Source organism: Aeromonas sp. DSM 116730, from assembly GCF_046581335.1.
In the GTDB taxonomy this organism is placed as follows: domain Bacteria; phylum Pseudomonadota; class Gammaproteobacteria; order Enterobacterales; family Aeromonadaceae; genus Aeromonas; species Aeromonas rivipollensis.
Genome location: NZ_CP144265.1, coordinates 558,896 through 585,711 on the forward strand (window position 1 = coordinate 558,896; position 26,816 = coordinate 585,711).

General features: G+C 61.4%; 24 protein-coding genes and 5 tRNA genes. 9 read left to right on the forward strand and 20 right to left on the reverse strand.

Annotated elements, in window-relative coordinates; genetic code table 11:
* Positions 1 to 39: 39 nt before the first annotated feature.
* Positions 40 to 1,449: a Na+/H+ antiporter NhaC gene (nhaC, locus tag Aeroheme_RS02725; RefSeq protein WP_411166644.1), complete on the reverse strand. Its 1,410-nt coding sequence runs from the start codon at positions 1,447 to 1,449 to the stop codon at positions 40 to 42.
* Positions 1,450 to 1,753: 304 nt separating this feature from the next.
* Between nhaC and Aeroheme_RS02730 the strand changes: the two genes are divergently transcribed.
* Entirely contained in the window at positions 1,754 to 1,963 is a 210-nt protein-coding gene (locus Aeroheme_RS02730; RefSeq protein ID WP_041206801.1) for a hypothetical protein, read from the forward strand.
* A 7-nt stretch (positions 1,964 to 1,970) separates the two neighbouring features.
* On the opposite strand, the gene Aeroheme_RS02735 is transcribed toward Aeroheme_RS02730, so the two are convergent.
* The 9 genes from Aeroheme_RS02735 to rsmC form a co-directional block, all read right to left on the reverse strand.
* A complete protein-coding gene (locus tag Aeroheme_RS02735) occupies positions 1,971 to 2,237 on the reverse strand; it encodes a late competence development ComFB family protein (RefSeq protein ID WP_106885716.1) in 267 nt (88 codons plus the stop codon).
* A 102-nt stretch (positions 2,238 to 2,339) separates the two neighbouring features.
* A tRNA-Leu gene (locus tag Aeroheme_RS02740) sits at positions 2,340 to 2,425 on the reverse strand.
* Positions 2,426 to 2,495: 70 nt separating this feature from the next.
* Positions 2,496 to 2,581, reverse strand: a tRNA-Leu gene (locus tag Aeroheme_RS02745).
* Positions 2,582 to 2,627: 46 nt separating this feature from the next.
* Positions 2,628 to 2,713, reverse strand: a tRNA-Leu gene (locus tag Aeroheme_RS02750).
* A gap of 46 nt (positions 2,714 to 2,759) precedes the next feature.
* Positions 2,760 to 2,845 (reverse strand) — tRNA-Leu (locus tag Aeroheme_RS02755).
* 51 nt (positions 2,846 to 2,896) lie between these two features.
* A tRNA-Leu gene (locus Aeroheme_RS02760) sits at positions 2,897 to 2,982 on the reverse strand.
* 116 nt (positions 2,983 to 3,098) lie between these two features.
* Positions 3,099 to 4,559, reverse strand: a complete 1,461-nt coding sequence (gene glgA / locus Aeroheme_RS02765) for a glycogen synthase GlgA (RefSeq protein WP_411166645.1) — start codon at positions 4,557 to 4,559, stop codon at positions 3,099 to 3,101.
* Entirely contained in the window at positions 4,549 to 5,766 is a 1,218-nt protein-coding gene (glgC, locus tag Aeroheme_RS02770) for a glucose-1-phosphate adenylyltransferase (protein WP_411166646.1), read from the reverse strand. The genes glgA and glgC overlap by 11 nt, the downstream gene beginning before the upstream one ends.
* A 148-nt stretch (positions 5,767 to 5,914) precedes the next feature.
* The gene (gene rsmC, locus Aeroheme_RS02775; protein WP_290070041.1) at positions 5,915 to 6,943 is read right to left on the reverse strand and encodes a 16S rRNA (guanine(1207)-N(2))-methyltransferase RsmC; all 1,029 of its coding nucleotides are present in this window, start codon (positions 6,941 to 6,943) and stop codon (positions 5,915 to 5,917) included.
* A 278-nt stretch (positions 6,944 to 7,221) separates the two neighbouring features.
* Here rsmC and dapA point away from each other — a divergent pair, with 278 nt between their 5' ends.
* From dapA to Aeroheme_RS02790, 3 genes are all read left to right on the forward strand, one after another.
* A complete protein-coding gene (gene dapA, locus Aeroheme_RS02780; protein WP_042648184.1) occupies positions 7,222 to 8,094 on the forward strand; it encodes a 4-hydroxy-tetrahydrodipicolinate synthase in 873 nt (290 codons plus the stop codon).
* A gap of 95 nt (positions 8,095 to 8,189) precedes the next feature.
* Complete coding sequence (locus Aeroheme_RS02785) at positions 8,190 to 9,830, forward strand: GGDEF domain-containing protein (protein WP_289976400.1); 1,641 nt, start codon at positions 8,190 to 8,192, stop codon at positions 9,828 to 9,830.
* Between the two features lie 153 nt (positions 9,831 to 9,983).
* Positions 9,984 to 10,574: an HAD family hydrolase gene (locus Aeroheme_RS02790; protein WP_106885722.1), complete on the forward strand. Its 591-nt coding sequence runs from the start codon at positions 9,984 to 9,986 to the stop codon at positions 10,572 to 10,574.
* 135 nt (positions 10,575 to 10,709) lie between these two features.
* On the opposite strand, the gene hfq is transcribed toward Aeroheme_RS02790, so the two are convergent.
* Positions 10,710 to 11,069 (reverse strand): RNA chaperone Hfq, encoded by a 360-nt coding sequence (gene hfq, locus Aeroheme_RS02795; RefSeq protein ID WP_106885723.1) that lies wholly within the window; start codon positions 11,067 to 11,069, stop codon positions 10,710 to 10,712.
* A gap of 323 nt (positions 11,070 to 11,392) precedes the next feature.
* Here hfq and Aeroheme_RS02800 point away from each other — a divergent pair, with 323 nt between their 5' ends.
* The 3 genes from Aeroheme_RS02800 to Aeroheme_RS02810 all read left to right on the forward strand — a co-directional run bounded on the left by Aeroheme_RS02800 (position 11,393) and on the right by Aeroheme_RS02810 (position 14,973).
* Positions 11,393 to 12,664: a PqiA/YebS family transporter subunit gene (locus Aeroheme_RS02800; RefSeq protein ID WP_395949421.1), complete on the forward strand. Its 1,272-nt coding sequence runs from the start codon at positions 11,393 to 11,395 to the stop codon at positions 12,662 to 12,664.
* Positions 12,657 to 14,303 carry an intermembrane transport protein PqiB gene (gene pqiB, locus Aeroheme_RS02805; protein ID WP_106885725.1) on the forward strand — a complete coding sequence of 549 codons (1,647 nt, stop codon included), beginning with the start codon at positions 12,657 to 12,659 and terminating at the stop codon, positions 14,301 to 14,303. Before Aeroheme_RS02800 ends, pqiB begins: the two co-directional genes overlap by 8 nt.
* Positions 14,304 to 14,403: 100 nt before the next feature.
* Positions 14,404 to 14,973, forward strand: coding sequence for a membrane integrity-associated transporter subunit PqiC (locus Aeroheme_RS02810; RefSeq protein WP_411166647.1), 570 nt, complete (start codon positions 14,404 to 14,406; stop codon positions 14,971 to 14,973).
* 57 nt (positions 14,974 to 15,030) lie between these two features.
* On the opposite strand, the gene ompA is transcribed toward Aeroheme_RS02810, so the two are convergent.
* Both ompA and Aeroheme_RS02820 read right to left on the reverse strand, forming a co-directional pair.
* The gene (gene ompA, locus Aeroheme_RS02815; protein ID WP_368170516.1) at positions 15,031 to 16,062 is read right to left on the reverse strand and encodes a porin OmpA; all 1,032 of its coding nucleotides are present in this window, start codon (positions 16,060 to 16,062) and stop codon (positions 15,031 to 15,033) included.
* A gap of 299 nt (positions 16,063 to 16,361) precedes the next feature.
* Positions 16,362 to 17,369, reverse strand: a complete 1,008-nt coding sequence (locus tag Aeroheme_RS02820; RefSeq protein ID WP_368170517.1) for an SGNH/GDSL hydrolase family protein — start codon at positions 17,367 to 17,369, stop codon at positions 16,362 to 16,364.
* A 237-nt stretch (positions 17,370 to 17,606) separates the two neighbouring features.
* Here Aeroheme_RS02820 and Aeroheme_RS02825 point away from each other — a divergent pair, with 237 nt between their 5' ends.
* On the forward strand, positions 17,607 to 17,987 hold the full coding sequence (locus tag Aeroheme_RS02825) for a YgiW/YdeI family stress tolerance OB fold protein (protein ID WP_106885729.1): 381 nt from the start codon (positions 17,607 to 17,609) through the stop codon (positions 17,985 to 17,987).
* Positions 17,988 to 18,051: 64 nt separating this feature from the next.
* Here the strand turns inward: Aeroheme_RS02825 and mltC are convergent, their stop codons facing one another.
* The 5 genes from mltC to Aeroheme_RS02850 form a co-directional block, all read right to left on the reverse strand.
* Positions 18,052 to 19,152, reverse strand: a complete 1,101-nt coding sequence (mltC, locus tag Aeroheme_RS02830; RefSeq protein ID WP_106885730.1) for a membrane-bound lytic murein transglycosylase MltC — start codon at positions 19,150 to 19,152, stop codon at positions 18,052 to 18,054.
* Between the two features lie 178 nt (positions 19,153 to 19,330).
* Complete coding sequence (locus Aeroheme_RS02835; RefSeq protein WP_025328361.1) at positions 19,331 to 19,603, reverse strand: oxidative damage protection protein; 273 nt, start codon at positions 19,601 to 19,603, stop codon at positions 19,331 to 19,333.
* Positions 19,600 to 20,673 (reverse strand): A/G-specific adenine glycosylase, encoded by a 1,074-nt coding sequence (mutY, locus tag Aeroheme_RS02840; protein ID WP_411166648.1) that lies wholly within the window; start codon positions 20,671 to 20,673, stop codon positions 19,600 to 19,602. Before mutY ends, Aeroheme_RS02835 begins: the two co-directional genes overlap by 4 nt.
* A gap of 94 nt (positions 20,674 to 20,767) precedes the next feature.
* Entirely contained in the window at positions 20,768 to 21,454 is a 687-nt protein-coding gene (gene exeB / locus Aeroheme_RS02845) for a GspB family T2SS assembly factor variant ExeB (protein WP_411166649.1), read from the reverse strand.
* Entirely contained in the window at positions 21,454 to 23,097 is a 1,644-nt protein-coding gene (locus Aeroheme_RS02850) for an ExeA family protein (RefSeq protein WP_411166650.1), read from the reverse strand. Before Aeroheme_RS02850 ends, exeB begins: the two co-directional genes overlap by 1 nt.
* A gap of 250 nt (positions 23,098 to 23,347) precedes the next feature.
* On the opposite strand from Aeroheme_RS02850, the gene Aeroheme_RS02855 reads away from it, so the two are divergent.
* The gene (locus Aeroheme_RS02855; RefSeq protein ID WP_411166651.1) at positions 23,348 to 24,586 is read left to right on the forward strand and encodes a multifunctional CCA addition/repair protein; all 1,239 of its coding nucleotides are present in this window, start codon (positions 23,348 to 23,350) and stop codon (positions 24,584 to 24,586) included.
* Positions 24,587 to 24,687: 101 nt separating this feature from the next.
* Here Aeroheme_RS02855 and Aeroheme_RS02860 read toward each other — a convergent pair whose 3' ends face one another.
* Positions 24,688 to 25,953: an inorganic phosphate transporter gene (locus Aeroheme_RS02860; protein ID WP_106885734.1), complete on the reverse strand. Its 1,266-nt coding sequence runs from the start codon at positions 25,951 to 25,953 to the stop codon at positions 24,688 to 24,690.
* A gap of 25 nt (positions 25,954 to 25,978) precedes the next feature.
* Positions 25,979 to 26,659, reverse strand: coding sequence for a TIGR00153 family protein (locus Aeroheme_RS02865; RefSeq protein ID WP_025328355.1), 681 nt, complete (start codon positions 26,657 to 26,659; stop codon positions 25,979 to 25,981).
* Positions 26,660 to 26,816 lie beyond the last annotated feature (157 nt).

The window sequence follows — 26,816 nt, forward strand, 5'->3', positions numbered from 1 at the left end:
GGCGCCGTGATGGCGCCTTTATCATTATTTTTCCTGTTGCTAGCGGGAGCTGGCCGCCTCGATCACCGGCACCCGGTTCACCGCCTTGCCCAGGTAGGCGAGGGTGATGGTCACTATGATGCAGGTGAAACTGAGCCACATGTAGGGCAGGTAGTCGAGGGTGGCCACCCCCAGCACCCCGGCCATGAAGATGCCGTTGTCGCTCCAGGGCACCATGCCGCAGGTGAGGGTGCCGCCGAACTCGGCATTGCGGGAGAGGTTCTTGCGCGCCAGCCCCAGCCGGTCGTAGTTCTTGGCCATGATCTTGGGGGTCAGGATCAGCGACACATACATGGCGGAGCCGAACACGTTGGCCAGGAAGGCGGTGCCTATGGTGTGGCTGGTCAGGCTGCCGACGCTGTTGATGCGCTTCTCGAAGGCGCTGGCGATCACCGCCAGTATGCCGACCTTCTCCAGCAGGCCGCCAAAGCCCAAACCGAAGATGATGACGGCCACCGAGCCCAGCATGGACTCCATGCCGCCGCGACCCAGGATGTTGTCGATGAAGCCGACCCCTGAGGTGATGGGGAAGGGGCTGTAGGCGGAGTGCATCGCCTTGACCGGGTCCATGTCCTGGAACAGGATGGCCCACACCAGACCCAGCAGGGCGCCGAAGCTGATCACCGGGAAGGCGGGTTTGCGGTTTGCCAGCAGGCCCAGCACGAGGATCACCGGCACTATGGCCAGCGGGGTGATGTTGAACTGCTTGTCGAGGGCCTCCATCACCAGATTGACCTGCTCCAGGCTGACGTTGCCGGAGTATTGCATGCCGACCACGGTGAACAGGGCCGCCGTGATGACGTAGGAGAAGAGGCTGATGGGCAGCATCCCCTTGATGTGCTCCACCACGTCGACGTTGGACATGGTCGACGCCAGCACCACTGAGTCGGAGAGGGGGGAGAGCTTGTCACCGAAGTAGACGCCGGAGAGCACGGCACCGGCCACCAGAGGCGCAGGCACCCCCAGGCTGTGGCCTATGCCCATCATGGCGATCCCCGCCGTGGCGGCCGAGCCCCAGGAGGTACCGGTGGCCAGGGAGGTGAGGGAGCAGATGATCAGGGTCGCCAGCAGGAAGATGGAGGGGTGTATCACCTTGAGGCCGAAGTAGATGATGCTGGGGACTATGCCCCCGGCGATCCAGGTGCCGACCAGGGCGCCGACGGAGACCAGTATCAATATGGCGCCCATCCCCTTGGCGACGCCGTCGACGGCGGCCTGCTCCAGGGACTTGTAATCATGGCCTAGCCGGATGCCGAGCCCCATGATGACGAACCAGGCGATGAACAGCGCCAGCTGGATCGGCAGATCGAGCACGCTGGTGAACGAAAAGGCCAGGGCCAGAAAAATGGCCAGGCAGGCAAACACCTGCGCCATGCCAGGCAATCGGATGTGGTTTTGTTGGTTTTGCATAGATACTTCCTAAACTCTTGCTCGCCAAGGTCGGTCCCTCTCGTCCTGTGGATACACGTATCCCGAGGGGCCGGCCCAAAAAGAGGCCGCAATCTACCACAAACCCGGGGCGCAAAATCCCAACTTATTTAGCAAAAATGCATTAATGTTTGATAAATCTACTCATTAGTTGATCTCATCGGCGCTTTTTTTGAATATCAGGCGGATGCAGGGCAAATAGCCAAAACCCATAGAGAAGTCCGATTGCACTCCCCATAATCACAAACGATAATCGTTATCGTTTGATTCTGTGGGTAGCATCATCATGATCTGGATAGTGCGGTGTCTCTTGCTGGCAGCCTTGCTGGCGGTGTTGGGTTGGGGTCAGGACAAGGCGTACGGCCTGTGGAGTCTGGGCTTCTTGCTGGCAGCCTGGGTCATGCTGGAACCCAGGCTGAGGCCGGCGCTGATCCTGCTGCCGGTCGCGGGCATGACGGGGGTCGTCACCCTGCTCTGGCAGCAAAGCTGGCTATAGGAGCCGTTCAGCGGGAAGGAACGGCCTGGATCTTGTCATAGGCCAGGCGCAGTGAGGTCATGACCTTCTGCTCCATCTCGGTGCGTTCGGCATCCGTGGTGAAGTAGATCATGTCGACGTTGTGACGTATGTAGTGAGAGGGGAGCTGATTGAGGGTAAGGCAGCAGAGATCGGCCAGCTGGTAGGGGGTCAGTCTCTGGTTAAGTCCCTGTTTTTCTATCTCTTTGAGCACCAGATGCTCATAGAAGTTGTGAATGTCGGTATCCAGGATCATGGGAAAACCCCTGTGGTGGCATGGCATCCTCAACAGCATAGCCATGGCAGGTGCAAAAACAAAAGGCCCGTCACTTTCGTGATGGGCCTTTTGCAGAATGAATGGTGCGAAGAGAGGGACTCGAACCCTCACATCCGTGGGACACTAACACCTGAAGCTAGCGCGTCTACCAATTCCGCCACCTTCGCACACTGATTTTCTCCAGCTGGTTTTAAATGCGGTTGGAGCGCATTGCTCTGTGTTTACATGTCAGAATCATGGTGCGAAGAGAGGGACTCGAACCCTCACACCCGGGGGGCACTAACACCTGAAGCTAGCGCGTCTACCAATTCCGCCACCTTCGCACATTCGGGTTATCAGTCTGGATTTACATGCTGTCTGATAAAAGCATGGTGCGAAGAGAGGGACTCGAACCCTCACACCCGGGGGGCACTAACACCTGAAGCTAGCGCGTCTACCAATTCCGCCACCTTCGCACATTCGGGTTATCAGTCTGGATTTACATGCTGTCTGATAAAAGCATGGTGCGAAGAGAGGGACTCGAACCCTCACATCCGTGGGACACTAACACCTGAAGCTAGCGCGTCTACCAATTCCGCCACCTTCGCACATTGTCATCAATCTTGTTTTACATGCCATCGATGGAGCATGTTGCAGTATGGTGCGAAGAGAGGGACTCGAACCCTCACATCCGTGGGACACTAACACCTGAAGCTAGCGCGTCTACCAATTCCGCCACCTTCGCATCACTGCGGTGGGGGATTCTATAGAGTTTTGGGGGGCCGTCAACAGCCAAAGGGGACTTTTTTCGCTGTTGACGGATAAAGCCGTATCAAGGGCACAAAACTTCAGCAATCTGGGTCACGCCGGGGCCAGTGCATCCTGATACATCTGCTCGTACAGGGGAACAGAGTCGGCCCAGTCGAAGCGGGTGTGCATGGCATTTTGCTGCACGCGGGCAAACCGCTCCGGTTCCTGCAGGTAGTGGAGCAGGCTGCGGCGCATGGCATCGAGCAAGGTGCTGGCGGTGGGATCGTTGAAGCAGAACCCGGTCGCGTGCTCCGGTTCGGCATCCCAGTCCACCACTGTATCTTTCAGTCCGCCGACGGCTCTTACCAGTGGCAGGGTGCCATAGGCCAGGCTGTACATCTGGTTGAGGCCGCAGGGCTCGAACAGGGAGGGCATCAGGAAGAAATCGGCGCCCGCTTCCACCAGGTGGGCCAGACGGTCGTCATAGGCATTGATGAAGGCGAACCTGTCGGGATGTTGCTGGGCTATGGTCTGCAACTGGGCGGCGAGGGAGGGATCGCCGGAACCTACGATCACCACCTGCACTTGATGTTGCAAAAACTTGTCCAAGGCCGGGATCAGCAGGTGCACCCCTTTCTGCTCGGTCAGTCGGCACACCATGCCATAGATGGGCAGGTTGCCGACGGGCAGCCCCGTTTCCTGCTGCAGGGCCCGTTTGCAGGCGTGCTTGCCGGCCAGGTGGTCGGCGTCATAGGTGGCGGGCAGCAGGGGATCGAAGGCGGGATCCCAATCCTGGTAGTCGCAGCCATTGAGGATGCCGCGCAGGTCGCTCGCCCGTTGCTGGAACACGCTGGCCATGCCGTGAGCACCCAGGTGGGTCAGCAGCTCGCTGGCGTAGTTGGGGCTGACCGCATTGATCTTGTCCGCATAGAGCACACCGCACTTGAGCAGGTTGATGTGACCGTAGTCGTAGTTGATGCGCTGCTCGTAGTCCTGGATCTCCGGCACGGCCCAGAACTGCTGGCGATCGAACACCCCCTGGAAGGCCGCATTGTGGATGCTGATGACCGACCGGGTGCGTTGGAAGAAGGGATTGTGAGCGTGGCGCGTCTTGAGCAGCAGCGGCAGCAGGCCGGTGTGCCAGTCGTTGCAGTGAACTATGTCAGGGGCGAAGTTCAGCTGCTCGCAGGCGTGCAGGGCCGCCGCCGCCAGGAAGGCGAAACGCTCGCCGTTGTCGGGGTAGGCCTGATTGTTCTCGGCATAGAGCTGGGGCCGTTCGAAATAGGGCGGGCAATCGAGCAGATAGACGCAGATCCCGTCCAGTTCCAGCTGATAGATGCGATAGCTGATGTCGTCCCGCCCCTGAGGGGTGGGCAACCAGCGCGAGGCGAGAAGAACGGCCTCGTCCCGGCGCTTGAGCGTCTTGTAGAAGGGCAGGATGATGCGAACGTCGTGACCCCCCCGGGCGAGATGCTGCGGCAGGGCCTTGGCCACATCCGCCAGGCCCCCGGTCTTCACCAACCCCTCAACCTCAGAGGCTACAAACAGGACTTTCAGTGGGTTAATAGCCAACTCTTGCTCCCTTAGGTACCACGACGATTCCGCCTTCGGATACGGTAAATCGCTCTCTGTCATGGTCCAGATTCTCACCGATCACGGTGCCGGGTGCAATTTCAACGTTTTTGTCGATGATGGCGCGTCGAATTGAGCAGCCTTCACCTATCTTCACATCCCCGAGCAGCACGGATTCGCTGATGTGGCTGCAGGGGCCTATGTTGCAGCGGAAACCCAGGATGGAGCGCTGGATCTGGCTGCCCTGGATGAAGCAACCGCCGGAGATCAAGGAGTTGGCAATCTTGACCTTGCACTCATCGGTGTCGATGAAGGTGGCGGGGGGCAGGGGCGGGTAGTGGGTGTGCAGCGGCCATTTGCGATTGTAGAGGGAGAAGGGGGCATCATCGGCCACCAGGTCCATGTGCGCCTGCCAATACGAATCCAGGGTTCCCACATCGCGCCAGTAGACGTTGGGCTTCTCACCGGGGATGACGTTGGTGCTGTAGTCGTAGACATAGACGGGGGCGCGGGGGAACAGGCTGGGGATGATGTCCTTGCCGAAATCGTGGCTGGAGTTTTCCTCGGCGGCATCGCGCTTGAGCTCGCGGTAGAGCGCCTCTGTCTCGAAGATGTAGTTGCCCATGGAGACCAGGGCCTGGGTGGGATCCCCGGGGATGGGCTTCGGATGCCTGGGTTTCTCTTCAAAACCTATCATGCGCCCCTCCTGATCCACTTCGATCACCCCGAAGGCGCTCGCCTCCTCTATGGGCATGCGCAGGGCCGCCACGGTCAGGGCGGCGGCCTTCTGCTTGTGGAAGCTCACCATCTGGCTCACGTCCATCTTGTAGATGTGGTCGGAGCCGAAGATGCAGACGTGCTCGGGGTCGGAGATCTCGATGAAGCGCAGGTTCTGGTAGATGGCGTCGGCGGTGCCGTCATACCAGCGTTTGCCCATCCGCATCTGGGCCGGAATGGGATCGATGAAGCGATCCGTGATGCCGACTATGTTCCAGCCCTTCTTCATATGCAGGTAGAGGGACTGGGACTTGAACTGGGTGAGCACATAGATGCGCAGGAAGTCGGCGTTGACGAAGTTGTTGAGCACGAAGTCGATCAAGCGGTAGCTGCCGCCAAAGGGGACAGAGGGCTTGCTGCGGGTGGTGGTCAGTGGCTGGAGTCGGGTTCCTTCGCCACCAGCCAATATCATGGTGAGTATGCCTGCCATCGTATTTCTCTCCCTGAATTCATACCTTGAAAAGGTTTTCATGTTGCCGCGAAAAAACACCCCTAAAGGGGTGGTAAACGTTTTCTTGGTACCTTAGCAGATCCCGTCTGGCACTCTCTACTTGTTTTATTACAACCGTTGCACTTATTTAGGCTTTGCTCAGATACACCTTGAATTTGCCATCGCCGGCTATCACTTCGGTCCGTTTGAAGTGCGTATCCAGTATAGGTTGGTAACGCAGGAAGGCATTGGCGACTATGGTCAGGGCGCCATCGGCGGTCAAAAACTCGGGGGCCCTTGCCAGGAAAGTTTCGGTGGCGGCATAGAAGGTCTTGAGCCCGGCATGGAAGGGGGGATTCGAGACGATATGTTGGAATCTTTCGGCAATATCGGAATAGACATCAGAGGCATAGACTCGTCCCTGCAAGCCGTTGACCGCCAGGGTGCGGCGGCTGGACTCGAGCGCCAGGGCGCTGATGTCCACCATGTTCACCGTCAGTGCCGGGTTGCGTTTGGCCAAGATGGAGCCGATGACGCCGGCGCCACAGCCAAAGTCGAGCAGCTTGCCCGTCATGGGAGGGAGGCTCGCCAGCAGCATCTGGCTGCCGAGATCCAGCCCGTCGGCGCTGAAGACCCCCGGCAGTGCCATGACGGTCAGCTCGGTATCCCCGGCCTTGCACTCATAGCGGCTGAACCAGGCATCCAGCTCGAAGGGGGCGACCGGCTTGCCGAGCTCGCCGTGATAGAGGGAACAGCGGCGGGCGGAGTCGCGTTTTATCGGCTTCTCGCCATAGGGGGCCAGCAGCTTGTCGGCCCCGTTGATGCCGCCCCGGTTCTCGCCGGCGAGGAACAGGTCTGCACCGCTTTCGAGCAGCGGCGCCATCATGGCCAGCAGATATTGCGCCTCGGCCTTGGCCTTGGGCATCAGCAGCAGCAGGGCATCGAAACGAGGGGCGCCGCCGAGCTGGTGATCGAACAGGATGCGCTCACCCAGGGCCGCCTGCTGGCTGAGGAAATAGCAGTAGTCTGTGGTGAAGACCGTCAGGGTGTCGGCCAGCTCGGCAAGCTGACGAGGGTAATCATCTTCCATGGCGCCACACACCAACAGCCGTTTGCCGACAAAGAGGGCTTGATTACGTTCCAGCATCTGGCTGACGGCACTGACAGGACGGCTCATTGGGACTCTCCACGCTTTTTTGGGCGGCCATTATACATGGCCGCTTTCGCCTTGACATTTATGCTGTGTTCCCGAAATATGCCCAGACACCTTATTTATCCAGAGATGATGCAATGCGGTCATGCGTATCGAAACGAAAGCATAAACACAGCCTGACATTCGGGCCTGCTGGCGTGCGCGCGTAACCTCTCATCCCTGAGACGATTCAAGCCCCGGTAGCGACCCCCGTACCGGGGCTTTTTATTGACCAATCCATCTGTTTAGGAGAAGGAAATCCCATGTTTCAAGGTTCGATAGTTGCCCTGATCACTCCATTTCGACAGGGCCAGCTGGACGAGGCCGCACTGGCTCGCCTGGTGGAGTGGCACATAGAGCAGGGGACCCATGGCATAGTGCCGGTCGGTACCACGGGGGAGAGCCCGACCCTGACCCACGACGAGCATTGCCGGGTGGTGGAGCTGGTGGTCAAGCAGGTGGCGGGACGGATCCCTGTCATCGCCGGTGCGGGGTCCAACAACCCGGTCGAAGCCATCGAATACACCCGTTTCGCCGAGCAGATGGGGGCGGATGCCACCCTGCATGTGGCCGGTTACTACAACCGCCCGAATCAGGAAGGCTTGTTCCACCACTTCAAGGCGGTCCATGACGCCACCACCAAGCCCATCATTGTCTACAACATTCCGCCCCGCGCCATCGTCGATGTGCAGCCGGCGACCCTGGCCCGCCTGGCCGAGTTGCCGCGCATCGCCGGCGTGAAGGACGCCACCGGTGATCTGGCCCGCCCCTGGACCGAGCGTCAGCTCATCAAGAAGCCCTTTGCCTGGCTCTCCGGTGAAGACGCCACCGCCGTCGCCTACAACATCGGTGGTGGCCAGGGTTGTATCTCGGTGACGGCCAACGTGGCCCCCAAGCTGGTGGCCGAGGTCCAGAACCTGACCCTGGCCGGCGAGTGGCAAGCCGCCCGCGAGCTGCAGGACAAGCTGATCCCGCTGCATCAGGCCATGTTCGCCGAGCCGAGCCCGGCCGGTGCCAAATACGCGGTCTCCCTGCTGGGTCTGTGCAGCGAGGAGTGCCGTCTGCCGGTGATGCCGCTGTCTGACGCTACCCGCGAGCGGATCCGCGCCGCCATGCAGGCGTTGAATCTGTTGTAAAAACTGGGCTCTGGATCTCGCTTTTGACTGCCAGGTCAATTAATGGCCAGGCTTTGCCGATATACTCGCTTGGATACAACCAAGGATGAATTGGCATGCAAGAATGGGATCCGGAGCACTTCACCAGTTTTGAACATCTCTGTGAAGTGACCTTGGCCGCGGTCAGAGAAAAGACCGAGGCCGAGCAGATCTATCTGTGGCTGCGGGCACCGACGCCCCAGCTCTATCACTACAGGCCCGAGCAGGGCTTGCTCTGCCTGAGCGCCGATCTGCTCGGCTCCCTCGACCTGCCCCTCCTCTTCATAGAGCGCTCCCTCGATCTCGGCCAGTTGCTGGTAGAGCCAATCGCGCCGTCCAGCGCCATCTGGGAGAGCGTCGAGCCTGAGGCCCCGCGCCTGCGTGCCTGCTTCCCGCTCAAACGCCACAAGGGGCTGGAGGCCGTGGTCTATCTGGAAACCCGGCGCCGCCTCGATCGCTTGCCAAGGCGCCAGCAGCAGAGCATACAACTGCTGATGCACTACCTCGCCGCCGAGCTGGAGAGCCGGCGGCTCGCCGGTCAGGTCGATTTGGAGCGGGATCAGCGGATCCATACCCAGGCCGACCTCGTCCGCAGCCAGGCCCTGCAGGACTCCTTCCTCAGCATGCTGCAGGCGCTGCACCAGGTGGGGGTCAAGCTGTCGCGCTGTGACAGCGAGGATCGCCTGCTGCACGATGCCGTGGTGCTGGCGCGCCAGGAGTTGCAGTTCGATCGCATCGCCATCTTCCTGACGGACAGCGAATTCAAGACCATGCACGGGACCTGGGGCACCAACGAGGCGGGTGAGCTCATCGACGAGCGCCATTTCATCAGCCCCATTCCGGAGCACCCCACGGTGCAGGAGGCACTGCGCCGCAAGGACTATGTGCTGGTGCTGGAAGACACCCCGCTCTATTACGAGAAGCAGGAGGTGGGGCGCGGCTGGAATGCCATGGTGTCGCTCTGGGACGGGGGTACCCCCATCGGCTGGATCGCCGCCGACAACCTGCTCTGGCGCCGCCCGCTCAAGGCGTATCAGAGCGAGATCTTCAAGCAGTATGCCGCCGTGCTCTCCCAGTTGCTGATCCGCCAGCGCACCCAGGCGGCGCTCGAGCGTTTCAACCGTGACCTGGAGCTGCGGGTGCAGGAGCGGACCCGGCAGCTGGCCGACACCAACCGGGCGCTGGAGGAGGCCAACCGGCGTCTTTCCTTATTGTCGCTGGAGGATCCCCTGACCGGGATCGCCAACCGCCGTCAATGGGATATCACCATGGAGCGGGAGTGGGAGCGGGCCCGTCGCCATCAGGGGGTATTGGCGGTGCTGATGATAGACGTGGATGAGTTCAAGTCCTACAACGACCACTTCGGCCACGGCAAGGGGGATCAGTGCCTGCAACGGGTCGCGGCCCTGCTGCAGGAGACGGAGCGGCGGCGCACCAATCTGGTGGCCCGCTATGGCGGCGAGGAGTTCGTGATCCTGCTGTGCGCCCCGCAACACGGGGAGGCGGAGCGACTGGCGGAACAGATCCACCAGGGACTGGAAGCCCTGCAGATCCCCCATCCGGCCTCCCGGGTGGCGGCGACGCTCACCGTCAGCATCGGCTTCAGCTATCTGATCCCCTCCTCGGACAAGGGGTGGCAGACCCTGACCGAGCAGGCGGATCAGGCGCTCTATCACGCCAAGTCCCAGGGGCGGGCCTGTACCCTGGCCTATCGCTGACGCCGGCCCTCTCTCCTTTGTCGCGGCATCAGGGGGCGGCCCTCTTCCTCGGCATAAATGTGGTCGCAAGCGTTTCTCGCCCCTTGATGCGTGGCGATGATTCCCGGGTCTGGCTAGAATGGGGGCCCATTTTCCACAGACAGATCCTGCACCATGACCCTCTCCGGATTTCAAGGCCTGGTCTTCGACCTCGACGGCACCCTGGTGGACTCCATGCCCCTGCACCTGGCCGCCTGGGAGCATACCGCCCGCGAGTTTGGCTTTCAGTTCGATGCCGACTGGTTTTATGAGCTGGGTGGCATGCCCAGTCGCAAGATAGCCTTGCTGGTGGCCGAGGTGCAGCAGATAGCGCTGGATCCGCTGGTGGTGACGCGTTGCAAGACGGAGCACTACGTTGCCAACCTGCACAAGGCGACCCCCTTCCCGGCCATGCTGGATCTGGTCAGGCGCTATCACGGTCTCATCCCCATGGGCATAGGCACGGGTTCACCCCGCATCAATGCCGAGGCCGTGCTGCGCAATACCGGGCTGGATCGCTACTTCCCCGTGGTGGTGACCGCCGACGATGTGGAGCTGCACAAACCCCACCCGGATACCTTCCTGCTGGTGGCACAGCGACTCGGAGTCGAGCCTGAGGGCTGTCTGGTGTTCGAGGACACTGGCATAGGGGCGCAGGCCGGTGAGGCCGCGGGCATGCAGGTGTGCATGGTCAAGGAAGGGAAGCCGGTCGGATTGACCTACTGAGCAAACGGGTTGGCCATCGAGGCCGCCTGGGGGAGAAGACCCACTCTCATACGGGACAGGCATGACATGAGAGTGGGGATGCGCGTCGTCACCGATTGACGCAGCGGCAAGCTCAGAGCGAGGAGGAGGCGAGCATCACTGCTCGCTGCTACCGCCCTGATTGTCGTCATAACGGCTCGGGCCGCCGTGGGGGCGCGGGGCCATGGAGACCCGTGGCTTGCGGGCGCGCTGGATGCTGACCGCCGGGCGACCTGAGTGCATGGCGATGGTGGAGATCTTGGCCTTGTAGACCAGTTGCTGATTGCCATGGGCATCGGTCAACAGCACGCTGTACTGGTCGAAGCCGCTGATGGTCCCCTCCAGCTTGATGCCGCTCACCAGGAAGATGGCGACCTGACTGCGGTTCTTGCGCAACCAGTTGAGGGCAGAATCTTGCCCGTTCCCAAGAGAGAAGGCCTGCTCGATGGTGGAGTAGCTTGGGGATTCAGTTGTCATAAATTATTGTCCCGCGGAAAAAAAGTGGCGTTTGATTGTGCTAAATGGTCACAGGCTTGTCAAAGTCATTCTCACCCCGCCGCCAAAGCATCGGTGAACAGGGGCTGATGTGCGGGGGCTTGAGCAAATCTGCAGATAAATATGCCCCTCTTCCCTGGATGCAGAGTCGATCGATGCAACAAGACCCCCATTCCAGGCCGCGCCTATGCCTATGTATCTCGCGTCCCTTAAGGCCCTGTACATGAACAGGGCTGGTGGTTAGCGGCGGTGGCTGCAATAATTGGCGCCTCTGGCCGTTCGCGGCCTCATGCTGGGGTCTTATCTTGCATCCGGTTTCACACCAACACCCAATTACCTATACCCATGACGCGACCGCGTGCGAAGAGTGTGACCTGCTGGTGCCGGCCACCGCGCTGGCCGTGGGGGAGACGAGCAGCTGTCCCCGTTGCGGTCACACCCTGAGTGCACACCTGCCGCAGCAGGAGCGCAGGCCCATCGCCTACGGCTTTGCGGCGCTGATCATGTTCGTGCTCTCCAATGCCTTCACCTTCATGTCCTTCTCGGCCAAGGGAGTGGGGCAGGAGATGACCTTCCTGCAGTGCATCACCACCCTGGTGGATCAGGGCTATCTGTTTCTGGGGGCCGTGCTGAGCCTGACCCTGATCGGCCTGCCACTGGTCTATATCGGCTCCATCATGCTGGTGCTCTGGCGGCTCGACAAGGATCTGCACAGCAATGCCCTGCGCTCCCTCGGCCGACTGCTGTGCCGGATCAAGCCCTGGCTGATGGTGGATGTCTTCCTCATCGGGGTGCTCATCTCCCTGGTCAAGCTGATGGGCATGGCGGACGTCAAGATGGGGCTCTCGTTCTGGGCCTTCGTAGGCTACACCGTGCTGCTGATCAAGATGATCTCGTCCCTGGACCGGATGTGGCTGTGGCAGCGGCTGTTCGGCCCGACCGAGGTGAGGGAACTGGATCCCGAAGCCAGTGCCCTGGCGTGCGGGCTGGTGGGTTGCCACATCTGCGGCGCGCTCAATGACGGCGCTGCCCATAGCTGTTCCCGTTGCGGCGATCATCTCCATCACCGCAAGCCGGGCGGTCTGAACCGCACCTGGGCACTGCTCATCACCTCAGTGATCCTCTATATCCCTGCCAACCTTTATCCCATCATGGACACCGTCTTTCTGGGGGACGACACTCCCTCCACCATCATGGGTGGTGTGGTGTTGCTCTGGGCCATGGGCTCCTACCCCATAGCCGCGGTGATCTTCTTCGCCAGCGTGGTGGTGCCCCTGGTGAAGATACTGGCACTGCTGTGGCTCTGCTACATGGTGCAGCGTGGCCGGGTCGGTTCTCCCCTTGGCAAGCTCAAGCTCTATCGCATGACCGAATTTGTGGGACGTTGGTCGATGATCGACGTCTTCGTGGTGGCCATATTGGCTGGCCTCATCCGGCTCGATAATCTGATGACCATCTACCCGGGCCCCGCGGCCATTGCTTTTGCCGGGGTCGTTTTGATCACCATGGTGGCCGCCATGAGTTTCGATTCCCGCCTGATCTGGGATTTACAACAAGGAGAGCGCGAACGTGAGTGAGCGTAAGACGAGGTGGAAACCGGGCTCTGACTTTATGAGCTCGGCCGCCGCTATCTGGATGGTGCCACTGCTGGCGCTGTTCATCGGAGCCTGGATGCTGTTCCAGCACTGGTATTCACAGGGCCCCAGTTTCACCCTGACGGTCGCCACCGCCGAGGGCATAGTGGCGGGCAAGACGGTGATCCGCTCCCGCGAGGTGGAAGTGGGTCGCATCGAGGCGGTGGAGCTTAGCGATGACTACAGCCATGCGGTGCTCAAGGCTCGTCTGACCAATGCCGCCGCCGGCATGCTCAAGAAGGACAGCCAGTTCTGGGTGGTCAAACCCAGGGTCGGGCGGGAAGGGGTGTCGGGTCTTGGCACCCTGCTCTCCGGGGCCTACATCGAACTCGCCCCGGGCAAGAAGGGCAAGGCGCGCGGTGAATACGCCATGCTGGACAAGCCCCCGCTCGCCTCAGTGGACGCCAAGGGGCTGAGGCTCTCCCTCAGCAGCCGCGATGCGCGTGCCCTGGGGATTGGCTCCCCCATCAGCTATCAGGGCTTTACCATAGGCCAGATAGAGGAGGCCAAGTTCCTGCCCGAGAAGAGCGAGATGCAGTATCAGCTCTTCATCAATGCCCCCTACGACATCCTGGTGAGCAGCAACTCTCGCTTCTGGCTGACGCCGGGCTTCGAGGTCTCCATGAGCAGTGAGGGGATGAAGGTGAAGATGGACTCGCTGGAGAGCCTGCTGGACGGCGGCATCACCATGGGGCTGCCGCCAGGCTGGACACCCGGTGAGCCGGTCAAGCAGATGGACAGCTTCACCCTGTTCCAGGACGAGGCGAGCGTGCTGGCCGGTAGCCTGGATCAGTTCATCGACTACGTCTTCCTGTTCGAGGACAACGTGGGTGGCCTGCACCCCGGGGCGGCGGTGCAGTACCGCGGCATCCGGGTCGGCACCGTCATCTCTGCCCCCTACCTCATCGACGACAAGGGAGTGCAGATCTTCAAGAGCCGGCAGATCCCCGTGCTGGCCCGCATCGAGGTACAACGCCTCTCCCATCGCTACGCCAACGCGGAGCGGGAGCAGTGGCGGGCCCTGTTCAGCAAGCAGTTCAAGGAGGGATTGCGGGCCAGCCTCAAGACGTCCAGTCTGTTGACCGGCGGCAAGGTGGTGGATCTCAACTTCTATCCGGATGCCCCTGCCTATGAGCCCATCAAGCTGGCAGGCTATCAGGTGTTCCCGACGGTGCAGGCCGGGCTGGATCAGATAGAGCGCAAGGTGAACCTCATCCTCGACAAGTTTGTCGACATGGACATGGCCACCACCCTGACGCAGGTGAATACCACCCTGGCGACCCTGGACAAGACCCTCAAGCACATCAAGGCCGTGAGTGCCAATCTGGAGCAGTTCACCGGTCAGCGTTCGACCCAGCAGTTGCCCGAGTCGCTCAACCAGAGTCTCAAGCAGTTGCAGGAGACCCTGCAGACCTATGATGCCGGTTCCCAGACCAACCAGGAGCTGCGTCAGTCGGTGCAGTCTCTCAATCAGCTGATGGGGGAGTTGCAACCCCTGGTCCATTCACTGAACGAGCAGCCCAGTTCGCTGATCTTCGACCGCTCCCGTCCCCAGGACCCTGAGCCCAAGCGAGGAAAATGATGATGTCCCTGATTTTGCCAACCCCTAATCGAGAGGCCAAATTCGTAGATCTTCGACCGCATCCATTCCCCCAGGATCCTGAGCCCAAGCGAGGAAAATGATGAAAAAACGGATGATGACCCTGGCCTTGCTGGGCCTGCTGGCGGGATGCAGCTCCGCCCCTACGGCACTGCACTACTACTCGCTGGACGCGGAGATCCCGCAGTCGAATGGCGTCACGGCGCAGCCCCAGCACCAACTGGTGCTGCGTCCTGTCGCCCTCTCTGGCCAGCTGGATCGGATGAGTCTGGTCTATCAGCTGGAGGGCAAGGAGCTGCACTTTGCCGAGTACCATCGCTGGGCGGGTTCGCTGGATGCCCAGCTGAACCAGCTTACCCTCAATGGCCTCTCCAGCAGGCTGCCGAGCTGGGTGATACGGCAGGATGGGGCCCGCAAGGGACCCGTGCTGACCATCTCGGTTGAACGCTTCCAGGGACGGCACGATGGCCGCGCCCTGCTGAGCGGCCGCTGGCGCTTGCTGACGGAGGAGGGAGTGGTACTGCGGGACGTACCCTTCCAGCAGGAGCGGGTCTTGCCGGCCGATGGGTATGGTGCCCTGGTCGACGAGCTTGGGCAGGGCTGGCAGCAACTGCTCGATCAGATAGCGGCGGATGTGCGCACCCGCAGCTGAATGGGACAGTGAAAAACGGGAGGCCTAGGCCTCCCGTTTTGTTATCTGACGCTGGGGTTATTGCTGAACTTCCGATACCCCTTGTACCTTGACCTCTACCCGGCGATCCGGGGCCAGGCAGACGATCAGGTCACGTCTGGACTGGTTGGTGCAGCTCTCGCCAGTGACAGGAGAGCTCTCGCCGTGCCCTTCCACGTTGACCTTGCCGGCAGGCAGCCCCTTGCCAACCAGATAGTCGGCGACTGTCTGTGCGCGCTGCTCGGACAGCTTCTGGTTATAGGCATCGGAGCCGAGACGGTCGGTATAGCCGATGACGGTGGCAGAGCCATCCTTGGGTCTGGCTTCCTCAATCTGGGTGTAAAGGGTATCCAGTGCCTGGCCGGCTTCCGGCTTGAGGGTGGCCTTGTTGAAGTCAAACAGCACATCCGAACTCAGGGTGAACTGCTTGTCGACCACCACGGGCTCGGGTGCCGGGGCCGGGGCTGCAACCGGCATGGCCGGCGGGACCTGGCCGAAGCGATAGACGGCGGCCAGGGAGAGCAGGCCGTTGTCCATGCGCAGGCCTGTGTCTTCACGACTGCCGTAAGGGGTGCTGTATTGGTACTCGAGACGAGCTGCCCAGTCCAGGTTGAAGGCGTACTCGGCGCCAAGCGCACCGACGAAGGTGAAGTCGTTGTCGTTGTCCAGCTTGTCACTGCTGGTCCAGCCGTAACCACCGCCGACGCGACCATAGAGATCCAGGTTTTCAGCTACCGGGAAGCCAAGCTTCAGGGTCAGCTGCGCCAGCTGCGCCTCGACATCGTCGTTGAAGGCGGCCGCATTCCGGGTGCCGTTGTATTTGAGCTTGCCAAGGTAGTCGTAACCGAGCTCGATCCCCAGGTTCTGGTTGATCTGGTAACCGGCGAAGACACCGGCCCCCACTTCGTCATCATCCTTGTCTTCGGTGGAGATACTGTTGCTCTCGTCGACGCCGTAGAAGTTGGACCAACCCAGTTTGGCACCGCCATACCAGGTATTGTCTTGTCCGGCTGCCTGAGCGTTGGCCGCAAGCAAGCCTGAAACCAGCAAGGTAATCAGTGTTTTGTTCATATGAAGCCTCTGCAATTTGTCTGTGGGAGAGATCGAATTTGTGTCGCCTCGCCTCATGGGTTGGGCTTGTGTCCAGCCACAACATGTTTAAACGTAGCTCGCTTTTTAAAATCCACAAGCAACTGATATAAAACATATTGTGATAACCATCTGCATCATAGAGGAGTCGGCTGATGACCGTGGGGGTATGACCCGATTCTGTGATGAGTGTCATACGAGTTTTGTTGGTTCGCTGTGGGAAACAACTGGCTCCAATAAAGAGGCCGACGTGAAGTCGGCCTTTTGCATCTGCTTGCCCATCACTGGGGGATGAACTCGTACTCCCGTTCGATGAAGGTGGCGGCGCGCTCGCTCAGGGCGGCGTGCACGGCCGTGGTCGGGTGGACCTGATCCCAGAACATCTTGCCTTCACAGTTGAGCTCGCTGGCGCTGCGGCGAGCCATCGGACTGGCAACGGCCTGAGCCAGCAAGGGGTTGCCGGCGATGGCGAGGCGCTCCTGCGCATTGAAGGGGGCAAGCTGGCTGTCGGTGGCGGCGCTGCGGGACGAGAACGGCTTCCACACATAGCCCCCGCCGTAGCAGGCGTTCTCTGTGTCACTCAGGCCGAAATTCTGCGGATCCCGCAGCATCTCGGCGAATTGCTTGTCGATCTCGAACAGCTTCACCATGCCGGTAGGGGCCAGCTGGCGTGCCAGGTTCAGCAGCAGCTCGTTGTGATAGCGGGAGACATGGCTGGCTGCCTCCACCACCTTCTGGCTGCGGGCCGAGGGGTTCTGGCCCAGATCCGGCAGGTTGAACAGCAGGATCTGTTTTGCCCCATGAAGCACCATGCGGTTGGCCGAGTCGCTGATGACGTCGCGCACCCGCCTGGCGTCCAGTTCGGTATTCCAGCCATAGGCCAGATAGTCGTTGGCGCCGACCCAGAGGATCACCAGATCGTCCTCCTTGAAGCTGTCCTTCTCCAGGAACTGGGTGATCTCATAGTCCAGATTGTTGATGACCTGATACTTGGGGTTCCAGGAGATCTTGTTGTAGGCCACGGCGGTGGCGCCCCCCTCCGCTTCATTGACTATTTTCAGCCCCGGGAACGGCTGGGTCAGCCGCTCCAGCCAGACGGGGCCGTTGGAGAAGCGGCCCTGGTAGTAGGGCGGGCTGGAGGGAAGATAACCGCGCATCTTGCCGTACATCTTGCCGGTGTCGGAGAGGCTGTCGCCGAACATCACTATGCGGGAGAAGGGGGGACGCGTCTCGGTGGCATGGGCCGTCAGGGCTAAGAGCCCCAGTAAACACAGAAGCCATTTGTTCATCTTGCTGTTCTCATGGAGTGGATGCAGGCGCTGCCTGCGGGCTGTTCCTCGAAGGCAAGGGGCTGGGGACCCCTTTGCCAGGCTGCACGGTATCCACTCGAATACAATCTTGCAGCAAGCCATGGGCATTAAATCGATTGCGGTCACACTGGTCTCCCCTGGATGGGGGAGGCTTCACGTTTGTTTCACGCCAGCCCGGGCAAGATGCCTGCATACCCCAATGACAGGAGCGTGAAAATGAACAAAGCAAAGGTAATCGGCCTGGTGGCCCTGATGTCCGTCTCTTCTTTCGCCATGGCGGCCTATACCGGTCCCCAGGAGCAGAACAAGGTTTCGGTCGCGCAGTTGAAAGACGTGGCAGATGATCAGTGGGTGACCCTGGAAGGCAAGCTGGTCAAGCACCTTGGCGGCGAGAACTACACTTTCCGCGATGAGAGCGGCGAAGTGGAAGTGGAAGTGGACGGGGACGTGTGGCGCGGCGTCGAAGTGGGCCCGAACGATCTGATCCGCATCCGCGGCGAGGTTGACCACAGCTGGAACAAGACAGAGGTAGAGGTCGAGCACCTGGAGAAGGTAGGTGCCGCTCCCCAGAGCAAGGGCGGCTTCATCGCCAAGTAAGTTCGCAGACCATGCTGACAGCAAGGGCGCTACATAAGCGCCCTTGCTGTTTTTGTGTCTGCCGTCAGCCCGCCCGGACGGCGACGGTACGCTTGAACCCCTTCTCGGCCTGATTGACCTTGTAGAGGTAGCGACGGGCCTCCGCCTTGGGGTGCTGCTCGGTCAGCACCTGATAGACAGCCTCGGGAGAGAGGCGGTTAATCATGTCAGGGGCCGCCTTGCGGTTGCTGGAGAAGGTGTTGAGCACCCCGCCCGCGCCGCCGTTGTAGGCGGAGATCACCGCATAGCGACGGGATTGGGGATCCTGGATATCCGCCAGATAGACGGTCTGCAGCAGGTGCAGATAGGCAGTCCCCACGTCTATGTTGTAGGCCGGATTGAACAGATCCTCCCGGGTCGGCTGGCCGTTCTTGCCCTTGACCCGCACATAGACGTCCCGTCCGGCGGTGGCCGGGATCACCTGCATCAGGCCATAGGCATTGGCATGGCTGACCGCATAGGGGTTGAAGCTGCTCTCTGTCTTGATCACCGCATAGATCAGGCTCTCGGCGACGCCGTATTTGCGGGAGGCCTCGCGGATGATGCTGGCGTACTTGTAGCCGCGCTTGTCCTCATGGTTGGCCACCATGGGGATATCGACGAAGAAGATGGTGCGGATGCCGAGGGTGCGTTTCTTCATCGCGCTGGCCAGCAGGTAGTCGGCATAGCGCTCCGCGCGCCAGCCGGAACGGATGGCCTGACCCTGGGTGTCCAGCACCTGGCCATAGAGGAAGGGTTCGCCACCCGGCATGATCTCTCTATCCGAATAGAGATCCACTTCCGCGGGATCGTCCGGGGTCAGCAGCGTCTCTATGATGGCGCGGCGCAGGTGGGCGCGGGGATCTATGCCCGAGACAGTCTCCACCATGATGTGGCCGCTGGAGAAGTCGACGTGGGCCCGGCTCTTGTATTGATCCGTGTATTTGACGTAGTCAAACTTGCCCGCAAACAGTGCCTCGCGTCCCCATATCTCGTTCACGTTATGGGAGAGCGCACTGATCATGTGTTCGAAGCCGCGGATGTCCTTGCCGTTGACCAGATCCTCGTCTTCTGCCCCGGGTTTGGGAGAAGAGGAGCAGGCAGAGAGAAACAGCAGGGCGCACAGCAGCCAAAAAATTCGACCCATAAGATCCTCAAACTGGGCGGTGGGGCCGCCCGTCACTCATTTGCCTTGAACCAGAAGAGGCCAGCCGTCGATGGGCACTCAACCTGGATCACGGGGACAACACATTGGCACAGTGCCGGGAGCCCCATGGCCGCAGATGCCGGGCTTCGGCACTCTGCGCCCTGCTCGCCGACTCGGTTTACTGGCTGGGAGGGGTGTAACCGTCGATGGCCACTTCACCCGCTTCAAACAGGTAGTTCACCATCTCTTTTTCCAGCAGTTGGCGATGCTCGAGATTCATCATGTTCAGCTTCTTCTCGTTGATCAGCATCACCTGTTTCTTCTGCCATTCGGTCCAGGCTTCCTTGCTGATGTTGTCGAAGATCCGCTTGCCGAGTTCGCCGGGATAGAGTTGGAAATCCAGGCCAGGACCCTCTTTTTTCAGACGCTGGCAAAATACGGTACGGCTCATGTTGACCTCTGTGGTTGTAAGTCCGGGTAGGCGAGCAGGCGGGCCGTGGCGGCCGCCAATCCCACCTCGGCAGGATGGCGTAAGTTATACCAGAGTCGGGAATCCGCTTCCATGAGCAAGGGCGGCGGCGGGGCAGCCATTTCGATCAGCAAGGGCCGAATATCGAGGTGGAAGTGACTGAAAGTGTGGCGAAATCCAGCGAGCTCCCGGTAGCCGGTCTCATCGAGTCCCAGCCCCTGCAGGCGCCCTTCGATCTCGGCCAGGGACTCCACCTGGGGGAAGCAGTAGAGGCCGCCCCAGATCCCCTGGGGGGGCCGTTTCTCCAGCAACAGCTGGTCGCCGTGGCGAATGATCAGCATGATGCCGTTGCGGGCCGGAATGCTCTTCTTCGGTTTGCTGTTGGGGTAGGCGGTGGGGTTGCCCTGCGACAGCCCCTGGCAATCGGCCTGCACCGGGCAGCGTTCACAGGCGGGCTTGCTGCGGGTGCAGACGGTGGCGCCCATGTCCATCATGGCCTGGTTGTAGTGGGCCACCCCGAGCCGCGGGGTGAGGCGGGTCGCCAGCTCCCAGAGATCGTTTTCCACCTGCTTCTGGCCTGGCCAGCCCGGCAGCGCCAGCCAGCGGGTGAGCACCCGCTTGACGTTGCCGTCCAGAATGGCGTGGGGCTGACCCAGCGACAGGGAGAGCACGGCCCCGGCGGTGGAACGGCCTATCCCGGGCAGGGCCATCACCTCGTCCAGCCGCTCCGGAAACAGGCCGCCGTGCAGATCGCGGATCTGCTGGGCCGCCTTGTGCAGGTTGCGGGCACGGGCGTAGTAACCGAGCCCGGTCCAGTGGTGCAGCACCTCGTCGATGGGGGCGTCGGCCAGCGCCAGCACATTGGGGAAGCGGGCCATAAAGCGTTCGTAATAGGGGATCACCGTAGCGACCTGGGTCTGCTGCAGCATGATCTCGGAGACCCAGACCCGGTAGGGGGTCTTGTCCTCCTGCCAGGGCAGGGTCTTGCGGCCGTGGATCTGGTACCAATCCAGGATCCGGGTCGCGAAAGTGCTGTTATCTGAATGGCTCACGGGGTTCTCATGTTTTGATTAAAAAGGGGAGCTCTCGGGCTCCCTCTTGAAATGCCGGCCAGGCCCGCAGGCCCGGCTTGCCATTGTGGCTCGCTCAGCCGCGCCAGTCCTGCAGCGCCTTGAGGCTGACATGCTGACCGCCGACCTGCAGGATGATGTAATCCTGGGCGATGGCGACCAGCAGCACCCCGGGGGCGACTTCGCTGCCCTCGTGCAACTCCCGCCCGTTGAGCACCACGGCGCGTTTGGCCGGGTCGGAGGAGAAGTTGTGGGCGCCATAGGTCAGGGGAGGTACCTGCTGCTTCAGCGCAGGATCCAGGGCGCTGATCGGCATGGCGCCGGACTGGGGCTGGGCCTGGGGCGCCGTCTCTTCCACCAGGGGGGTGTTGTTGAGGGCCATCATGATGCGCTCTGCCAGACTCTGGGTGCCGTTGCTGGCGGTCGCCGTCGCGGTGGGTGCGGCAGCGGCTTTGGGCTGCACCACGGGTTCTGGCAGGGGCGGAGGCAGCGGGCGGGTGATCATGGGTCTGGGCTCGACCCGCACGAAGGGGGGCGTCACCACCTCCTTCACCTCGATCTGCTGTTCTATGGGCTTGAGATGATAGAGGTGCCAGCCGTAGTTGGCGGCCGCCCCCATGATCAGGGCAAGGGGCGCCAGCAGCCACCAGATCCAGCGACGGTCAGGCTCCTCCTCCTGGCTCACGGGCAGGCCCATGAGGGGCATGTGGGGGGTAAACTGGGGCTGATCGGCGCGGCGCAAGGCCTTGAGCAGGGTAGACATCAGGAGGCCTCCTCCACCAGGGGATCCATGGCGTCATCCACCACGGCATCCAGATCGACAGGGGTGCTGGCACGCAGGGATTCATCCTCCAGCCTCGGCATGGGTTCACCGGCCACCACATTCAGGCGCAGCAGGGTATTGCTGCCGGCGATGCCGTCCGGGGTCAGTCCCTGCTCGCGCTGGAACTGCTGCAGCTTGTTCTTGAGGGTGGCATCGAAGCGGCTCACCTTGCGATCCGGTTGCTGCATGGCGCGGCTCAGCGCATTGTCCAGCCACTGCACCTGGGTTGCACCGGCATTGCTGCCGATCAGGGTCACCCCGCCCTTGGGCATGCGCCACAGCAGGGTATAACTGCCCCCCCAGGCGTCGGACAGCCACTGCCTGTCCACCTGCCAGCTCTGATTGCCGATGAGCAAGGAGGCCTTGTCCGGCCCCAGGCTGACCAGGGTGGCATAGTAGAGGCCGCCGGTCTCGTCGGTCAGGCTGATGAGGGCCGGGTGTTGCAGGGCCTGCAGTTGTGCCAGGCTGGCTTCCCCCTCCTGGCAGCGCAGCCCGGCGCGGGGGGCGTCGTCACAGGTCGACTCCTCCAGCTCGGTCTGGTAGCCCCACACCCTGTAGAGATTCTGCATGGCCACACCGGGATCCAGTGCCTGATTGATGGCGCGGGTCAGCTGCTCCTGCTGCTCAGGGGTGTCATCCACCTTGACCGGCACTTCCACCTTGACCAGGGGGCGGGTCGGGAAGACCCCGAACCACTGCCAGCCCCACCAGCCGGTGGCGACCAGCAGGGCGCCGGCCAGCGCGACCAGCAGACCTGACTGCCAGGTGCCCTCGTCGCGAATGCCGCTCACCTCATAGGCAGACTGACTGATGTCACCGTGCACTATCTTGTGGCTGCCGCGGGCGAAGGCGGCGATCAGGGCGCGATCGCAGATGAGGTTGATGAGGCGCGGGATGCCGCCGGAGAGGCGATGCAGGGTCTGGATCGCCTTGGGGGTGAAGATGGGCTGGACGCAGCCAGCCACCTGCAGCCGGAAGCGCACATAGGCATCTACGTCCTGGCGGGAGAGCGGCAGCAGGTGATAGCGGGCCGTGATGCGCTGGGCCAGCTGGCGCAACAGGGGCTGGCGCAACATCTGTTGCAGCTCCGGCTGGCCGATGAGCACCACCTGCAGCAGCTTCTTCTCGTCTGTCTCCAGATTGGTGAGCAGTCGCAACTGCTCCAGCACGCCGGGGAGCAGATGCTGGGCTTCATCCACCAGCACCACGCTGCGCTTGCCTGCCGCCAGATTGGCCAGCAGGTGATCGCGAATGAGATCGAACAGCTGCTTGAGGCTGGCCTCCTGGGCATAGGGCAACTGGAACTCGTCACAGATGGCCGCCAGCAGATCCCGCTCGGTCAGGGAAGGATTGAGGATGTAGGCGATCTCGGTCTGGGCGGGCAACTGCTGGAGCAGGCAGCGGGAGACTGTGGTCTTGCCCGTGCCCACTTCCCCCGTCAGCAGCACGAAGCCGCCACCGTCCTGCAACCCGTAGTTGAGGTGGGCGAGGGCCTCCCCGTGACGTTCGCTCATATAGAGGTATTTGGGGTTGGGCGAGATGGAGAACGGGGGCTCCGACAGACCGAAGAACTGTGTGTACATAAGGATCCATTCCATTGTTATGGGCGGCAGGTTAAAGCCTCCCCAGAGGGATGTCAAAGACCCGGACGCCATAAGAGGGGCATCATAGCCGGTGCCCCAAATGCCTGAGGTGATCGCGCCCGGATTATGGCAATAAGCGGCCATCTTCCGGTGCTTTCTCCCGGGGCAGCGGGCGGGCCTCTTGCGGGCGCATCGTCTATGGCGGCCAAAAGCGGTATCATCGAGGCAGGTTTATCGAGGGAGAGTGCGCGTGCAGATTTATCTGGTTGGGGGGGCGGTCCGTGATCGCCTGTTGGGATTGCCCCAGGGGGACAGGGACCATCTGGTGGTCGGTGCCACAGTGGAACAGATGCTGAACCTGGGGTTCACCCAGGTCGGCCGCGACTTTCCGGTGTTTCTCCACCCCAGCACCCAGCAGGAGTACGCCCTGGCGCGCACCGAGCGCAAGCAGGGGCAGGGCTATACCGGCTTCGTCTGTCACGCCGCCCCCGAGGTGACGCTCGAACAAGATCTGCTGCGCCGGGATCTCACCATCAACGCCATTGCCGAAGACGAGAGCGGGCAACTGCACGATCCCTATGGCGGGCTCCGGGATCTGGAGGCGCGGCTGCTGCGCCACGTCTCCCCGGCCTTCGCCGAGGATCCCCTGCGCATCCTGCGGGTGGCGCGCTTCGCCGCCCGTTTCCATGAGCAGGGTTTCGTGGTGGCCCCCGAGACCCAGGCCCTGATGCGGGAGATGACCGACGCCGGCGAGCTCGCCCACCTGACCCCGGAGCGGGTCTGGAAGGAGCTGGAGAAGGTGCTGCTGGGGCAGACTCCCAGGGTCTTCTTCGAGGTATTGCGCGACTGTGGCGCCCTCAAGGCGCTCTTTCCCGAGCTGGATGCCCTGTTCGGGGTGCCGGCCCCCGCCAAGTGGCACCCTGAGATAGACACCGGCATTCACACCCTGATGGTGCTGGATCAGGCCTGCCAGCGCTCCCCGGATCTGCCGGTCCGCTTCGCCGCCCTCTGCCACGACTTTGGCAAGGGCCTGACCCCGCCCGCGTTCTGGCCGAGCCACCACGGCCACGGCCAGAAAGGGTTGCCGCTCATCCGGGATTTCTGCGAGCGGTTCAGGGTGCCGAACGACTGTCGCGATCTGGCCCTGCTGGTGAGCGATCTGCACACCCACATCCACATCGCCTTCGATCTCAAGCCGCCGACCCTGCTGAAGGTGTTCGACAAGGCGGATGCCTGGCGCAGGCCGGAGCGCTTCGCCCAGCTGCTGGATGCCTGCCGCGCCGACTTCCACGGCCGCACCGGTTTCGAAGAGAAGGTCTACAGCCAGCCGGACTATGTGGCCCAGGCCCTGGCTGCGGCCCAGGCTGTGCCGGTCAAGGAGATAGTGGCGGCGGGCTTCAAGGGGGAGGGGATCCGCGAGCAACTCGCCAAGCGCCGGCTCGATGCCATCAGCCGGGTGCGCGACGAGTGGACCTTTATCGAGGAATAAGCGCCTCTGCAGGGTCGATGAACTAAGCGTCAGCGACCGTTTGAGGTCAGAGGCATAAAAAAGCCCGGGTCACTGACCCGGGCTTTTTGCTGTGAGGTTGCTTAAGAGAAGCAGGCCTGCAGCACGTAGAAGATGGCGATGGCCAGGATGGCACCTGCGGGCAGGGTGATGACCCAGGAGACCACGATGTTGCGCAGCACCCCCAGGTTCAGGGCGGCTATGCCACGGGCCAGACCCACCCCCATCACGGCACCCACCAGGGTCTGGGTGGTGGAGATGGGCAGACCTGTACCCGAGGCGATCACCACAGTGGCGGCGGTGGCCAGCTGGGCGGCGAAGCCACGGCTCGGGGTCAGGTGGGTGATGCCGGTGCCGACGGTGGCCATCACCTTCTCACCCATGGTGGCCAGACCGATGACGATACCTATGCCGCCAAGGGGCAGGATCCACCAGGCGATGTGGGAATTGCCGGTGATCTGGCCGGCACTCTCGACTGTGGATACCACGGCGGAGAGCGGACCTATGGCGTTGGCCACGTCGTTGGAGCCGTGGGCGAAGGCCATGGCACAGGCGGTGATCACCATCAGGATGCCGAACACCTTCTCCACGTTGGCGAAGTGCATCTTGTTGTCATCCTGCGGGTTGTACTGCTGACCGCGAATGTAGAACCAGCCACCGATGGAGAGGGTCACCGAGATGGCGATTGAGAGCAGTATCCCCTCGCCGTCGCTCAGGTGCAGACCGACGTGGGTCAGCCCCTTCTTGATGGTCACCAGACAGATGACCAGCGCGGTCAGGAACATGTAGAAGGGGACATAGCGCTTGGCGTTGGCCAGCGGGTTGTCGGTGTTGAAGATGAGCTTCTGCACGCTGATGAACATGAAGTAGGCGATGATGCCCGAGATGGCCGGTGTGACCACCCAGGAGCCGACTATGCCGCCAAACTTGCTCCACTGCACCGCTTCCGGGCCGACGCTCACCACGGCGAAGCCGACGATGGCCCCTATGATGGAGTGCGTGGTGGAGACGGGCCAGCCGAAGTAGGAGGCCAGGATCAGCCAGAGGCCGGCCGCCAGCAGGGAGGCGATCATGCCAAGCACCAGCAGATCCGGGGTATCGGTGAAGGCATTGGTATCTATGATGCCGTTGCGGATGGTCGCCGTGACTTCGCCACCGGCCAGATAGGCACCGGCGAACTCGAAGATCATGGCGATGATGATCGCCTGACGTATGGTCAGAGACTTGGTGCCGACCGATGTGCCCATGGCGTTGGCGACGTCGTTCGCACCTATGCCCCAGGCCATCAAAAAGCCGAACAAGGCCGCCACGAGCACCAGGGTGGTGCCGTAATTTGCGATAATGTCCATTAGTAGTGTTTACCCAGTCAGTCGATTACGAACGAGCCAGCATCAGTTCCAGACGGGCGCCAACGCGCTCGGCCTGATCAGCCAGGTCACCTACCCATTCGAGGATCTTGTAGAGGAACATAACGTCGATCGGATTGTACTTGTGCTCAACGGCTTGCAGCTGTTGGCGCAGCCCGATCTGCATGGTGTCAGTATCGTCCTCGATGAGATCCAGCTGATGGATCATCTCGGCAACCATTTCAACTTCACGTCCTTTAAAGCCGGTTTCGAGCAGCTCATCGAGTTCTCCGATGGCTTTTTCGGCTTGGGCGGTCGCATCGATACAACGTTTGAGATAGGCCATGAAATCGGCACGCATCTCGGTGGGGAATTCCATTTTGCGGCCAAGCATGCGGCCGGAAATATCCTTGGCACGGTTGGCAATCTTGTCCTGTTGCGTCAGCAGTTCCAGCAGATCGGTACGGGCGACCGGCAGAAACAGACCGCGAGGCAGTTTGAGGCGAATTTCGCGTTTGAGAATGTCCGCTTCTTTTTCCAGCTGGGCTATCTGTTGCCGGATTTTCTCGGCATCTTCCCAACGGTCTTCGGCAACGGCATCAAAGAAGGGAACCAATTGCTGGGAGCACTGGTGAACCTTGACGATATGCTTCTGCAGCGGCTTGATGGGGGACTTGGCAAAAAGACCCAAAATAGTATTTACTGGCATGGCCAAACCTGTGTCGGTGAAAAAACACTCGATACGATTTTATGAGGGGCGCAGGATAACCGAACTGTGCCATCAATAAAACCGTGAATTAATCCTTATCTATCGCTGGCATTATATCCTCGCGACCCGGATCATGCCCCCCAAAGTTGCCTGCCTG

Bases quoted from the DNA above. Each gene is read 5' to 3' on its own strand.
- nhaC (WP_411166644.1), bottom strand. From the start codon at position 1,449: ATGCAAAACCAACAAAACCACATCCGATTGCCTGGCATGGCGCAGGTG.
- Aeroheme_RS02730 (WP_041206801.1), top strand. From the start codon at position 1,754: ATGATCTGGATAGTGCGGTGTCTCTTGCTGGCAGCCTTGCTGGCGGTG.
- Aeroheme_RS02735 (WP_106885716.1), bottom strand. From the start codon at position 2,237: ATGATCCTGGATACCGACATTCACAACTTCTATGAGCATCTGGTGCTC.
- glgC (WP_411166646.1), bottom strand. From the start codon at position 5,766: ATGGCAGGCATACTCACCATGATATTGGCTGGTGGCGAAGGAACCCGA.
- rsmC (WP_290070041.1), bottom strand. From the start codon at position 6,943: ATGAGCCGTCCTGTCAGTGCCGTCAGCCAGATGCTGGAACGTAATCAA.
- dapA (WP_042648184.1), top strand. From the start codon at position 7,222: ATGTTTCAAGGTTCGATAGTTGCCCTGATCACTCCATTTCGACAGGGC.
- Aeroheme_RS02785 (WP_289976400.1), top strand. From the start codon at position 8,190: ATGCAAGAATGGGATCCGGAGCACTTCACCAGTTTTGAACATCTCTGT.
- Aeroheme_RS02790 (WP_106885722.1), top strand. From the start codon at position 9,984: ATGACCCTCTCCGGATTTCAAGGCCTGGTCTTCGACCTCGACGGCACC.
- hfq (WP_106885723.1), bottom strand. From the start codon at position 11,069: ATGACAACTGAATCCCCAAGCTACTCCACCATCGAGCAGGCCTTCTCT.
- Aeroheme_RS02810 (WP_411166647.1), top strand. From the start codon at position 14,404: ATGAAAAAACGGATGATGACCCTGGCCTTGCTGGGCCTGCTGGCGGGA.
- ompA (WP_368170516.1), bottom strand. From the start codon at position 16,062: ATGAACAAAACACTGATTACCTTGCTGGTTTCAGGCTTGCTTGCGGCC.
- Aeroheme_RS02820 (WP_368170517.1), bottom strand. From the start codon at position 17,369: ATGAACAAATGGCTTCTGTGTTTACTGGGGCTCTTAGCCCTGACGGCC.
- Aeroheme_RS02825 (WP_106885729.1), top strand. From the start codon at position 17,607: ATGAACAAAGCAAAGGTAATCGGCCTGGTGGCCCTGATGTCCGTCTCT.
- mltC (WP_106885730.1), bottom strand. From the start codon at position 19,152: ATGGGTCGAATTTTTTGGCTGCTGTGCGCCCTGCTGTTTCTCTCTGCC.
- Aeroheme_RS02835 (WP_025328361.1), bottom strand. From the start codon at position 19,603: ATGAGCCGTACCGTATTTTGCCAGCGTCTGAAAAAAGAGGGTCCTGGC.
- exeB (WP_411166649.1), bottom strand. From the start codon at position 21,454: ATGTCTACCCTGCTCAAGGCCTTGCGCCGCGCCGATCAGCCCCAGTTT.
- Aeroheme_RS02850 (WP_411166650.1), bottom strand. From the start codon at position 23,097: ATGTACACACAGTTCTTCGGTCTGTCGGAGCCCCCGTTCTCCATCTCG.
- Aeroheme_RS02860 (WP_106885734.1), bottom strand. From the start codon at position 25,953: ATGGACATTATCGCAAATTACGGCACCACCCTGGTGCTCGTGGCGGCC.
- Aeroheme_RS02865 (WP_025328355.1), bottom strand. From the start codon at position 26,659: ATGCCAGTAAATACTATTTTGGGTCTTTTTGCCAAGTCCCCCATCAAG.